Source organism: Pedobacter sp. GW456-11-11-14-TSB4 (assembly GCF_059424425.1).
This window is the reverse complement of sequence record NZ_JBWKZK010000003.1, coordinates 340,526-353,997: the sequence shown is the minus strand read 5'-3', so window position 1 is coordinate 353,997 and position 13,472 is coordinate 340,526. Positions and strand designations below refer to the sequence as shown.

General features: G+C 34.2%; 10 protein-coding genes. 4 read left to right on the top strand and 6 right to left on the bottom strand.

All coding sequences use genetic code 11. The features are described from left to right. Positions 1-27 precede the first annotated feature (27 nt). Positions 28-915: a polyphosphate kinase 2 family protein gene (locus AC07XU_RS13230; RefSeq protein WP_494944100.1), complete on the bottom strand. Its 888-nt coding sequence runs from the start codon at positions 913-915 to the stop codon at positions 28-30. A gap of 223 nt (positions 916-1,138) precedes the next feature. On the opposite strand from AC07XU_RS13230, the gene AC07XU_RS13225 reads away from it, so the two are divergent. Further along, the gene (locus AC07XU_RS13225) at positions 1,139-3,592 is read left to right on the top strand and encodes a transglycosylase domain-containing protein (RefSeq protein WP_494944099.1); all 2,454 of its coding nucleotides are present in this window, start codon (positions 1,139-1,141) and stop codon (positions 3,590-3,592) included. A gap of 69 nt (positions 3,593-3,661) precedes the next feature. Next, the gene (locus tag AC07XU_RS13220) at positions 3,662-6,844 is read left to right on the top strand and encodes a peptidase MA family metallohydrolase (protein ID WP_494944098.1); all 3,183 of its coding nucleotides are present in this window, start codon (positions 3,662-3,664) and stop codon (positions 6,842-6,844) included. Between the two features lie 304 nt (positions 6,845-7,148). Here AC07XU_RS13220 and AC07XU_RS13215 read toward each other — a convergent pair whose 3' ends face one another. Next, a complete protein-coding gene (locus AC07XU_RS13215; RefSeq protein WP_136877669.1) occupies positions 7,149-7,499 on the bottom strand; it encodes a GIY-YIG nuclease family protein in 351 nt (116 codons plus the stop codon). A 134-nt stretch (positions 7,500-7,633) separates the two neighbouring features. On the opposite strand from AC07XU_RS13215, the gene AC07XU_RS13210 reads away from it, so the two are divergent. Both AC07XU_RS13210 and AC07XU_RS13205 read left to right on the top strand, forming a co-directional pair. Beyond that, positions 7,634-8,410: an XRE family transcriptional regulator gene (locus AC07XU_RS13210; RefSeq protein ID WP_494944097.1), complete on the top strand. Its 777-nt coding sequence runs from the start codon at positions 7,634-7,636 to the stop codon at positions 8,408-8,410. Between the two features lie 77 nt (positions 8,411-8,487). Beyond that, a complete protein-coding gene (locus tag AC07XU_RS13205) occupies positions 8,488-8,937 on the top strand; it encodes a DUF4890 domain-containing protein (RefSeq protein ID WP_494944096.1) in 450 nt (149 codons plus the stop codon). A gap of 61 nt (positions 8,938-8,998) precedes the next feature. Here the strand turns inward: AC07XU_RS13205 and AC07XU_RS13200 are convergent, their stop codons facing one another. The 4 genes from AC07XU_RS13200 to AC07XU_RS13185 are packed head-to-tail and all read right to left on the bottom strand — an operon-like array spanning position 8,999 to position 13,413. Further along, positions 8,999-9,688 carry a GDSL-type esterase/lipase family protein gene (locus tag AC07XU_RS13200; protein WP_494944095.1) on the bottom strand — a complete coding sequence of 230 codons (690 nt, stop codon included), beginning with the start codon at positions 9,686-9,688 and terminating at the stop codon, positions 8,999-9,001. Positions 9,689-9,697: 9 nt separating this feature from the next. After that, a complete protein-coding gene (glpT, locus tag AC07XU_RS13195; protein WP_494944094.1) occupies positions 9,698-11,059 on the bottom strand; it encodes a glycerol-3-phosphate transporter in 1,362 nt (453 codons plus the stop codon). Between the two features lie 43 nt (positions 11,060-11,102). Further along, entirely contained in the window at positions 11,103-12,008 is a 906-nt protein-coding gene (locus tag AC07XU_RS13190; protein ID WP_494944093.1) for a glycerophosphodiester phosphodiesterase family protein, read from the bottom strand. 1 nt (position 12,009) lies between these two features. Further along, entirely contained in the window at positions 12,010-13,413 is a 1,404-nt protein-coding gene (locus AC07XU_RS13185; protein WP_494944092.1) for a calcineurin-like phosphoesterase C-terminal domain-containing protein, read from the bottom strand. Positions 13,414-13,472 lie beyond the last annotated feature (59 nt).

The following is a 13,472-nucleotide window of genomic DNA, read 5'->3' as shown; positions in this document are numbered from 1 at the left end:
GGGTAAGGGCAAGCCTTACCCCTACAGTTATACTTCATCCAACAGTTGTTGTCTTAAAGTTCCTAATTCGGCTACTTCTTCTGCTGGTAATTCTGGAAATTTCAATTTCATGTCTTGCAATGCTTCATCAATAACTTGGCTAATTGCCAATCTTGCATACCATTTTTTATCTGCCGGTATAACATACCACGGTGCAGTATCAGTTGATGTTTCTCTTATCGCCTGTTGGTAAGCATCCATATATTTATCCCACAAAGCTCGCTCTTTTAAATCGCCAGCAGAAAATTTCCAATTTTTAGTTTGATCATCTATCCTATCTAAAAATCGTTGCTTCTGCTCATCTTTACTTACATGCAGAAAAAATTTGATGATGGTTGTACCATTTTCTACTAAATGTTTTTCAAAATTTCGAATACTCTCATATCTATTTGCCCAAAATTTCTTATCAATTTTTTTAACATCGGCTATACCAGGAATATTCTCATTTAAAATATACTCTGGGTGAACTTTACAAACCAAAACATTTTCGTAATGTGAGCGGTTATGAATCCCAATTCTACCTCTTTCTGGTAGCGCTTTGTAATGTCTCCACAAAAAATCATGTTCGTATTCTTCGCTGTTTGGTGTTTTAAAACTATACACTTGGCAACCTTGCGGATTTAAACCAGACATTACGTGCTCAATGGCGCTATCTTTCCCGGCGGCATCCATTGCCTGAAAAATAACCAGCAATGAATGAGAATTTGATGCATATAATGATTCTTGGTGTTTAGACAAGTCTTCTTTAACTCTCGCTAACTCTTCTTTTCCCTCTTCTTTACTTAAATGTCCGTTGTATGTCGTACTGTAATCTTTAAGAGAAAATTTACCATTTGTTTTGGCAATGTATTTTTTAGTATTTGTTTTTATGGCCATAAATTGATGAAATGTTTTTTTATACTATTTTTAAATATAGGCTAAAATTTAAGTAAATTAAATACGTTAATTTGTATTGATTAAAACAAAGCTAAATTTTTAACCTCTCATACATCAAATAGCTCTTGTTTTGTTGAGTTGTATGATTAATTATTTGTAGATATTTACCTAGAATAAAAAAAATTTAAAGCCAAAAACTGCGTTTTTTTACCATCTTTAACATATGTTTCGAGAAATTAAAAATAATTACTTCCGCTACCTAACCATATTTATTTATTTAGTTATTGCCTTCTTTTGTGCCTTACAATTAAACTTTTTATGGCTTTTTGGTTACTCACCAAGTTATGCAGATATCAAAAAACCAGCGCAAAGAGTTGGCTCTGAATTATATACAGCAGATGGAGTTTTGATAGGTAGATACTTTAAAGAGAACAGAACACCAGTAGATTTTAACCAGATTTCACCAAGCGTAATCAACGCACTTATTGCTACAGAAGATGTTCGTTTTTACAAGCATTCTGGTATTGATATACAAGCAGTTGGTAGAGCTGTTGTAGGTTTAGGGCAAGATGGTGGAGCAAGTACGATTACCCAGCAATTAGCAAAAAATCTTTATAGAACACGATATAGCAAATCATCTGGATTGGTTAAACACATCCCATTGGTAAGAACGTTGGTATCAAAACTTAAAGAATGGATGACCGCTCTAAAACTTGAATCCAATTACGAGAAAAAAGATATCATAACTATGTATTTAAATACTGTTTCTTTTGGCAACAATGCATATGGTATTAAAACAGCATCAAGGGTTTACTTTGATAAAGAAGCCAAAGATTTAAAGGTTAATGAAGCTGCCTTGTTAGTCGGTATGCTAAAAGGCCCGAATTTGTATAGCCCAATAAAAAACCCTGAGGGAGCACTTAAAAGAAGAAATACCGTTCTAAACCAGATGAATAAATACAACTATTTAAGTAATGATAGTTTAACTATGATATCAAATTTGCCTTTGCAAATTAAAGAAGGCAAAATGAGAGATGCCACTAACGACGATTCTTATTTAAGAGCCGCCGTAGATAAATATTTGGAAGAATGGTGTAAAGAAAATAACTATGATTTGTATGAAGACGGTTTAAAAATTTATACGACTATAGATTCTAAACTTCAAAAATATGCTGAAGAGGCTGTAAAAGATCAGATGAGAATCATCCAAAGAAGATTTTACAATGTTTGGGGCAACGAAGATCCTTGGGAAGACTCGGAACGTAAAAAAGTAGATTATCCCGATAGGGCAAAAAGAAACTTGCCAATTTACGCCATGTTACAAAAAAAGTATAACAACAACACCGACTCGATTGATGCTTATTTCAACAAAAAGAAAGAAATGAGAATCTTTACTTACCGTGGTGAAGTTGATACGCTTTTTAGCACGATGGATTCAATTCGTTATTATGGTAAAATAATGAATACCGGGATGATGACAATGGAACCTAAAAGTGGCAAAATTAAGGTATGGGTTGGAGGCATAGATCATAAATATTTTAAATATGACCACGTTAATCAGGCTAAAAGACAAGCTGGCTCTACATTTAAACCTTTCGCATATTTAGCAGCTTTAGAAAGCGGAATGAGCCCTTGCGATACTTTTGTAGATAAACCAGTTAAAATTGCTTACCAAAATAAAGGTAAAACCGAATACTGGGAACCAAAAAATGCAGATTGGAGCTATAGTTATCAAAATATGTCGTTACGTTGGGCCATGGGTAAATCTGTAAATACAGTAACTGCTCAAGTAACAGAAAAAGTAGGCTGGGATAATGTGGTAAAATGGGCTAATGAATGTGGTATTGATAGCAAATTAGAGTCGGTTCCATCTGTGAGCTTAGGGCCAAATGATGTTACCGTTTTTGAAATGGTTAAAGCTTATAGCACATTTTTAAATGAAGGTGTAAAAACCGACCCTATTTTAGTTGAAAAAATCACCGACCTTGAAGATAACTTAATTGAAGACTTTAAACCAAAAACCAAACGTGTTTTAACTGAAGAAATCGCTTGGTTAATGTTATATATGTTTAGAGGTGGCATGGAAGAACCAGGTGGAACATCGCAAGCGCTTTGGGAATGGGATTTATTTAAAAAAGGTAATCAAATTGGTGGTAAAACAGGTACATCATCAGACTATGTTGATGCTTGGTACATGGGGATTACAAAAGACTTAGTTACAGGTGTTTGGGTTGGCTGTGATGAAAGAACTGCACACTTTAGAAATGGTGAAACTGGCGAAGGTTCTAGAACTGCATTACCCATTTTTGCAAAATTTATGGAGAAAGTTTATAAAGATCCAAATAGTGGCTATACCTATGGACCATTTCCTAAACCTAAAGTTGAAATTTCTATTAAATACAATTGCCCTACTCCTCGTCAGCAGGTTGACACAACTACAGTTGATAGTTTAGGAACAGATAGCTTGGATATGGGTGAGCCAGTTATTGAAACACAGCCTATAATTACTCCAGAAACTGAAGTAAAGAAAACTGAAGAGAAAAAAACAACAGAAAACCAACAAGCTCCAGTTACAGCACCAACAACTCCTTTAACCAAAAAAGAAGAGCGAGAGCAACGGAGAAAACAACGTCAAGAAGAAAAAGAAAAAAATAAAAATAATGGTGGTGGAGAGTAGAATTTTCTATAAAACTACATCAGCTTTTTTAACGTAAATTATTTGTATACAAGCTTTTAACATCAACATATGGATAGAAATTTTACCTTCAAAAAACTAGCAGTTACACTACTTTTAGTTTTTGTTTCCATTATTTCTGTAAATGCTCAATATTTTGGGCAAAATAGAGTTAGGTATAAAAATTCGGATTTTAAGGTACTTCAAACCCCTCACTTCGAAATTTACTATTACCTAAATAATGAGAAACTATTAAACAAGTTTGCTCAAGATGCTGAGACTTGGTACAAAATGCATCAAGAAGTTTTTAGGGATACTTTCTTTAAAAAAAATCCAATCATTCTATATAGCAATCACCCAGACTTTCAGCAAACAACTGCGTTAAATGGCGAGGTTGGAGTTGGTACAGGTGGTGTTACCGAGGCTTTTAAAAACAGGGTAATTATGCCTGTTTTGGATTTAAATAGCCAAACCAGACACGTATTAGGGCACGAGTTAGTACATGCTTTTCAATACCATGTGCTTTTAGAGAAGGATTCGATGAGCTTAGAAAGTGTAGGCAATACTCCACTATGGATGGTTGAGGGTATGGCAGAATACCTTTCAGTTGGTAAAAAAGATGCTTTTACATCTATGTGGATGCGAGACGCATTACTGAATAGAGATATTCCATCGTTGAAAGATTTAACCAATTCTAACAAATATTTCCCTTACCGTTATGGACAAGCATTTTGGACTTTTGTAGGTTCACTTTATGGCGATACTACAATTGTTCCACTATTTAAAAACACAGCTAGATTTGGCTATGAAAACGCCATAAAATACACTTTTGGTTTTGATGACAGAACTTTATCAGGGTTATGGAAAAACTCAATTGAGGAACACTACAGGCCTTTGCTAAAAGCTGATAGCTCACAAATTAAGATTTCAGGGACTAAAATTATTGATAATAAGAATGCAGGGAATATGAATGTTGCTCCTGCAATTAGCCCTGATGGCAAGTATTTGGCATTTTTATCTGAAAAAGATCTCTTCGGTATAGATTTATTTCTTGCTGATGCTAAAACAGGGAGAATTATTAGGAAATTAACCAGTCAGGTTGCTAATTCACATATAGATGATTTTAATTTCTTAGAATCCGCCGGAGCTTGGTCACCAGATAGCAAGCAATTTGCCTTTAGTATTTTTAGTAAAGGAAAAAATCAAATGCTAATAGTTGATGCCGCCAACGGCAATACCATATTAAGAACACATATGGATAAGGTTGAGCAATTCAGCAATTTAACTTGGTCACCAAACGGAAAGGATATTGCCTTTTCTGGTATGATTGAAGGACAAAGCGATATATTTTCCTATAATTTAGACACCAAATTGGTAACGCAACTTACCAATGATGAGTATTCTGATTATGCACCAAGTTTCTCCCCAGACGGTACTAAAATTGTTTTCTCATCAGATAGAGCTTCAACACAAAGTGGAAATATAGCAGCAGTTCATCCAATGAACTTAACCGTTTATGATATTGCTACAAAAACTTTAAACAATATACCAGTTTTTAAAGGGGCCAATAATTTAAATGCACAATTTAGTGGCGATAGCAAACGTATTTTCTTTTTAAGTAACAGAGACGGATTTAGAAACCTTTACGAAGTAACGTTAGCCGACAATGGCGTTAAGCAATTAACTGATTATTTTACAGGTATAAGTGGTATTACTGAGTTCTCACCTGCTATTACTGTTTCAAGAAACGACGATATTATCTATAGCTATTATCGCTACCAACGTTACACGCTTTACAATTCTCCTTTAAGTAATTTTAAGTCAAAACCAGTTGGTGCTCAAGATGTTAATTTTGATGCAGCGATTTTGCCTCCTATGGAAAACATTGGGGTTAACATCATCAATTCGAACTTGGGAAATTTTGATCGCTTTGAAAAAACGCTAGCAGATTCGATGCGAATTGTACCATACAGACCTAAATTTAAGTTAGATTATTTAGCTAATAGTGGAGTTGGTGTATCTACAAGTAGATTCGGCACAGGCTTACAAGGTGGTATAATTGGGATGTTTAGCGATATTTTAGGTAGAAACCAAATTATAGGTAACTTAGCAGTAAATGGCGAAATTTATGATTTTGGAGGTTTAATCGCTTACATTAATCAGAAAAGCAGAATTAATTATGGTGTAGCATTATCTCATATCCCATACGTTACCGGATTTAGAAGTTACGGACAATTTAATCCGCAATTTAATACTGACCCAATAGATACGATTAGCACCAATATCTTAAGAACTTTCGAAGATAAAATTGACTTATTTGCTTCTTATCCTTTTAGTAAGATACATAGATTTGAGGCAGGAACAGCATTTGCCCGATACAGTTATCGTTTAGATAGATTTAACAATTTTTACGAAAACGTTAATGGCTACCCTACTTTCTTTTTAGGTTCTAACAGAGAAAAAGTTTCTACCGCACAAGCAACAAATGCTTTGGGTATACCACTTGATCCTTTTACGATTATGCAAGGTAATGCTTTCTTTGTTGGAGATAATTCTATTAACGGATTAACCTCTCCTTTAGATGGTTTTAGATATAGAGTTGGTGCTGAGCAATATTTCGGGGATTTTAATTTTACTGCAGTTACCGCAGATTTAAGAAAATATTGGAGATTAAAACCAGTGACCTTAGCTGTTAGAACATACAATTATTTAAGGTTAGGCCAAGGCGGAGAAAATCTGTTTCCGTTGTATGCCGGTTATGGATATTTGATTAGAGGTTATGAAGCAAACTCGTTTTATAATAACAACAACCAATCTCAAGACAATGCTACATTTGAAATTGAGCAATTATCTGGAAGTAAGTTGTCTGTTTTTAATTTTGAGGTAAGGCTTCCTTTCACTGGTCCAAAAAAATTAGCTCAAATACAATCTAAATTTCTATTTTCTGACTTGAATTTATTTTTTGATGCTGGTTTAGCATGGACCGAAAATACAAAGGTTGCTTTCAAAGGAAAACCAACTTATCAAACTGTTCCACTAACTGATCAACAAGGTAATCCAATTTTAGATCAGCAAGGAAAACAGATATTTACCCAATTTACAAATGAACGTGTACCAGCAATGAGTGTTGGTGTATCGTTAAGAGTAAACTTGTTTGGTGCTTTAATTTTAGAGCCTTATTATGCTATACCTTTTCAGCGTAATGATTTAGCTGGAAGAGGCATTTTTGGTTTAAACTTCGCTCCTGGTTGGTAAAATTAATCAGGCTAAAAAAAAATGCGTTCCGAAAAATCGGAACGCATTTTTTTTTATAATCACATTTGGTGTAAAGTTGGTAAATTCATCATCAACTGAATCTTGTGGCTATGTCTGTTTCCTAAGAAATTGATGCTTTGTTTATAAACCCGGTTGAAGCGAAAATATCCCGATTTAAGCACCACAGTCTATTGTTTTTAATTGTTTGCTTGCTTGTTTCACAGGTTTGATCGGGAATTGTAGCGAAAGACGGGAACAAATTATCCGAAGAATTACTGCAAATGCTTTTCTAATTTTGATCTTATTAAGACATAATGCCTAATGGCAAAGCAACTTGTGTGTTTAATCTTTTATGGTAAATGATATTTTCGAAATCTAAACCGATTGTTAAATCTATCCAATCTGGATTGCATGAGCGAACAATTCTCTCTTTTTGAGCTCTAGTAAAACGACTCACAATTTTAAAACGACTTAAGGCTTGTTCTTCGGTTTTAAACTCTTCAAAATAAACTAATCTAGTTAACTGTTGGCCGCTATCAAAAAATAAATTTGGCATTTGTTTGTAGAAATCAAGCGTTTTAATTAAATCAGCGCTCATTCCTACGTGTAAACTAGTGCGGTTTCTGTCGGTTACGATGTAAACAAATTTTTTCATGACTTATCGGCTTAAAGGTTAAAAACTAAATTATTTAGATATATATTTGTACTTTCGATTAATATTACTAACTTTATTGGCACAATAATACTAACAATTTTAGTAAAAACAAATTTATTTTAAAATTATTTTTTATGTCGAACATTTCCTCCAATCTCAAATACCTTAGAAAGAAAAAAGGCCATACACAACAGCAATTCGCTGATGCTATGGAAATTAAGCGATCATTAATTGGAGCTTACGAAGAAGATAGAGCAGAACCTAAATATGATTTACTAAAAAAAATAGCAGAATATTTTGATTTAACAATCGATGAGTTTATTAACGAAAGCATAGACGATAAATGGAAACCTAAACCAAAAAGCCAGGGTTCTAATTTAAGAGTGCTTAGCATCTCTGTTGATCAAAATGAAAATGAAAATATAGAACTTGTTCCGGTAAAGGCAAGTGCCGGTTATTTAAATGGTTTTTCTGATCCACAATACGTTAAAGACTTACCTAAATTTCAATTACCATTACCTGCTTTAAAACAAGGTACTTTTAGAGCTTTTGAAATTATGGGTGATTCGATGTTGCCAATACAGCCAGGCAGTGTAATTATTGGAGAGTATATGGATAACTGGAATGATGTTAAAACTGGCGAAACCTACGTAATTATTAGCAAAAACGAAGGCGTGGTTTATAAAAGAGCTGGCAATAGGTTTAAAGAAAATAAAGAGTTAAAGTTAATTTCCGACAATACAGTTTATGATCCGTATTCTGTTGCTGCAGAAGATATTTTAGAGATATGGAAAGCTAAAGCATATATATCTACTACGCTCCCAGATCCGACACCAGAGCCAACAATAGAAACGCTATCTAGCATGATGGCGCAAATGCAAAAATCAATATCACAACTAAACAAAAATTAACATCTTTTAACATAAGCAGATTAAACTCTTCTGGCATTTTTTCATCTATGCTATTAAACAACCAATTTAATTTACACATGATGAAAAAATTAATTTACACCGTAGCATTTGTAGTAGTAGGATTTACTGCTAGTTATGCTCAAAAACCAAACAGAGATAATTTAACTCCAGAACAAAAAGCAGAAAAAGCAGCTACAGCAATGCAGCAAAAACTTAGTTTAACTGCAGATCAAAAAGCAAAAGTGCAGCAATTAGAGCTAGAAAGAATTAAGAAAGCTGATGAGTGGCGTCAAAATGATCAAGGCGCAATGAAGAATAAAATGGAAGAACGTAGAACTTACATGAAAGCTTCTAAAGAAAAGATGGATGCAATTTTAACACCAGAGCAAAGAAAAACACTTGACGCTTCTCGTGAAGAAATGAAAGGAAAAGCGAAAGAAAGAATGAAGGATAGAAAAGATGGAAAAGGCCCTAGAGGTCCGAGACCAGGAAACGGAACTCCTCCTCCACCTCCAGCAAATAATTAAAAAAAATGCCTCGATTTTAACAGATCGAGGCATTTTTTTTTTTGCATAATGGTAAGGTATTTTATTTCAGATATCCAGTTGAGTTTAAAAAATCAGCCCATACTTTATATCCTTCTGGAATAAGATGTAATCCATCTTTAGTTAACTCGGCTCTCAAGTGATTGTCCTTATCTAAAAACTGTTGATATAAATCGATAATAGTTACATTTTTTGCAGCAAGCTTTTTAATTTCACTATTGATGTAAAGAATGTGATCATCTTTACCATAATGATTTTTAAACTTTGCAAATGAAGCATTTACTGGCAGCAATGTGTTAAAGTAAATCTGCGTTTTCTTTGAGCCCTTTCTAATTCTATCAATCATCAATTTATAGTTTCTCAAGATTAAGCTATCAGGAATATTTCTCGAAATATCATTTATCCCGATAAGGATGAAAACTTTTTTAGGCTTTCCATCTATCACTTCTTGCAATCTTTCTAATACACCAAAGGTGATATCACCAGAAATACCTCTATTTTTCGCCTGCGGCAAATTTAAAAGCTTAGCCCAATCTGTGCCTGCAGTTATGCTATTCCCTAAAAAAACATAATCTTTTTTAGATTTTGGATCTGCTTTAAATTTAGCAACTTGCTCTAGATATTTACCCGGACGATAAGTGCTATCCCATTTAGCAGTTTGTGCATTTACATTAATTACGGCCGCAATAGATAAACTGCATATTAAGGCTATTTTTTTAAAACTAATATTCATATCAACTTATTAATGAGACAATGGTGTTAAATTTCCTAAATTTTTCTTTTCTCTATTCCATGTAAATGACGTAAAGAATATGGCCAATAAACAAGATGCAGCTATAACCATAAAACTTGCATCCCAACCTTGTTTATCAACTAACCTACCTAAGGCAGCATTTGCCAATAAATCGCCAATAAAATAACCAAATAAACCAGTTAAGCCAGCGGCTGTACCAGCAGCTTTTTTAGGAACTAAATCTATAGCTTGCACACCAATTAACATTACTGGGCCGTAGATAAAAAATCCGATAGCCCAAAGAGAAATGTTTCTTACAATATGTATTGTATCTGGCGATCTCCAATAGACGAGTACAGCGATTAGTGTCATAGCCATATAAATAATTGTAACAGGAGCTCTTCTGCCATTAAACAATTTATCGCTCATTACACCACATAAAATAGTACCTGGAATTGCAGCTAATTCATACCAGCTAGATGCCCAAGCTGCTTCAGATGGGGTATAATTTTTGGCCTCTTGTAAAAAAGTTGGTGCCCAATTGATAATTCCATTTCTTACCAGATAAACAAACGCATTGGCGAAGGCAATAAACCACAGCAACCGATTATTTAACACATAATTCAAGAAAATTTCTTTAGCCGAAAACTCTTGCTCTTGTGTTTTTGCATCATAACTTTTAGGATAATCGTTATTGTAAACTTCAATTGGCGGCAAACCTTCCGATTGAGGTGTGTCTCTAACTAACAACAAAGCCACGAGCGCAAAAAATATAGCTACCAAACCTGGGAAATACAACATTCCATGAAAATCTGCAAATAGCTCTAAGCCTAAAACAGTTAGCGGGCCGACAAAAAAACCACCTACGTTGTGTGCTAAATTCCAGAAAGACATTACTGTACCACGCTCACGAACCGAAAACCAATGCGCTATAACCCTACCACAGGCAGGCCAACCCATTCCTTGAAACCATCCATTGATAAACAAAAGCACAAACATAAGCGCTATAGATGAAGTTGCAAATGGAACCAAACCCATAAAAATCATGGTAAAAGCAGAAAGCACTAAGCCAATTGAGAGAAAATAACGAGCATTACTCCGATCGGAAATATTGCCCATTAAAAATTTACTAAAACCATAAGCAATAGAAAGCGCCGAAGCTACCAAACCCAATTCTCCTTTACTATAACCTAGTTTTTGTAGCTCAGGTATTGCAAATGAAAAGTTTTTACGTACAAGATAATATGCTGCATAACCTAAAAATATACCAATAAATACTTTGATACGTTGGCTACTATAAATTGAATTAATTTTACCTTCTGGCAATAGAGGTTGATGGGCAGCAGGTGGTGGAAAAAGTCTAAAACTCATGTATAATTTGGTTCGAATTTAGGTTTAGTAAATGATGTTATGTTTAAAATAAGTTTGGATAATCAGTGATGATACCATCAACTTTTAAAGCTTTTAACTTGTTGATTTCTTCCTTGGTATTTACTGTCCAAGGGATAACTTTAATACCATCCGCATGGGCTTTATGCACTAAACTTGCATCAACCATGTTGTAATTTGGACTTAAAATAAATGGCTTGTAACCTAAATCGGCCATGTTCTCTTCGTAAGTTTTTTTGTTAGATATTAAGAATGATGTTTTAACACCTGGATATTTCTCATTGATGATTTGAATAGTTCGTTTATCGAAAGATTGAATCACAACATAAGGTGTAATTTTTTTCTGCTCAATCACATCCATCAATAACTTCACGAAAACTTCTGGTGTTGGGTTAACAATATTGTCACCAGCTACTTCACTTTTAGTTTCAATGTTATAAAATAACTGTTTCTTGTTTTTTTGTTTGATGTCTTTTTGTACAACATCAATTAAATCTGCCAGCAAAGGAATATAGGTTTTGATTTTTTTCTGCTGAAGAAAACCTTTATTGATTTTTGTACCGATATCGAAAGTTTTTAGTTGCTCATAATCCATCTGGTAAACAGCATATTTTTTGCTATCTGAAGTAGGGATTTCTTTTCCATCAGCGGTAAGCATAAAACCCGGACTTAAATAATCATCATGAGTAACCACAACTTTTCCATCTTTGGTGATGTGCGTATCCATTTCTAAAGTGGTAACTGCCTCATAGTTCATCGCATCTTGCATAGCGATAATGGTGTTTTCTGGCATTAAGCCTCTTCCACCCCTGTGTGCTTCCGCACTAAATGCTGGAAATTCTGCACTCATTTTATTTGGTTTATAAGCTGATTGACTGCAAGCGGCTAATAAAGCTACACTAAAAATACTTAAAACGATGGTTGATTTCATACTATAATTCTGCAATAAATTTTTCGCCAAAACGATCGGTTGCTACTACTTTTACTTTCTTAACTGATGGTTCAAAATGAGCAATAAATAAATGATCTGTCATTCGTGGTTCAGGAAATGTTCTGCCCAGAGGTAATTTATCACCTTTATAAAGTTTAACAGCAAGTGGATCGAAACCCTTTTGTTGTAGCATCTCTCCCATTGGTTTTCCATCTAAAAAATATTCAATTTTCCAGCTAGGATCATAATTCCAAACGTTGGCCAACAATCTTTTTTGATTGGTTAATTCGTCAACATAAAGTCTGATTTGTTCTCTTTTATCAGATCCTGTAGGCTGATAATACCATTTTAATTCGGTTCCGTTGACTTCGTAAACACCATAACCACTTGGCGTTCCATCTTCACAAACTGGGCCTGTCCACCATGCACCGCATACTGTACCATGGTTATGTTCGAAAACGCCATTGGTAATCATATTTTGGTTATAGTGTGTATGTCCAGACATGATGTGAACGTTTTTAAAACTCTCTACAACCTTAAAAAAATCTGCTTTGTTTTTTACGCCACTATTTACTGGAATGTGAAGTGAAATAATCACTAACGCATCTTTGGCTACAAATTGTAAATCTTTAGCCATCCAATCTAATTGAGCTTGACTAACAAAGCCATCATAATTACGCTCAGTTCCTAAATACCTAACATCATCTAAAACAATGTAATGTGCTTTACCGCGGTTAAACGAATAGTAAGTTGGCCCGTAATGTTCTTGAAAGGTTTTATCAGAAGTCTCATCTCCGCCCATGCGGTAATCCATATCGTGGTTACCTAAAGCCTGAAAAAATGGAATACCCATTTCAGCAACTGCTTTATTGTAATCGGCAAATAACTCGTGGTTATCCCAAACAATATCGCCCACACAGATACCATGAACAGGAGTTTTACCCATAGATTTGATGATTTTTTTGGTATCAGGCACCGAATAAGCCATCATTTTTTCTACGTCTTTTTTATTTTTAACCTGCGGATCAGCCCAAATAATGAAATTATGCTTATCATCATTTCTACTTAAAGCTTTAAGTTCGAAGTTTAATTTAGCTGTTGCCTGTAACTTTTCGTAATAATTAGCGATGTAGCTTTCCGTTTTAAACTCGTAACCAGCTGGTGTGCTTAACCAAACAAATTTAGCTAACGGATTTACATCAATCGTATAATTACCATCGGCATCGGTTCTAACCACATTAAAACCATCAGAAACAACAACATTGGCAATTCCTTTACCTCTGCTTGTAATTTGACCTGAAATTTTATTATCTAAATCGAAGATAGATAAAGAATGAGCTTTTAAACTAACAAATAATGTTGTGGCTAATAATCCAGATTTCTGTATAAATGATCTTCTGTTCATTGTGTGTTTTAGAGATAGCTAATCTCGTATTTATAATTAATAAAAAAGGTCAGTTATTG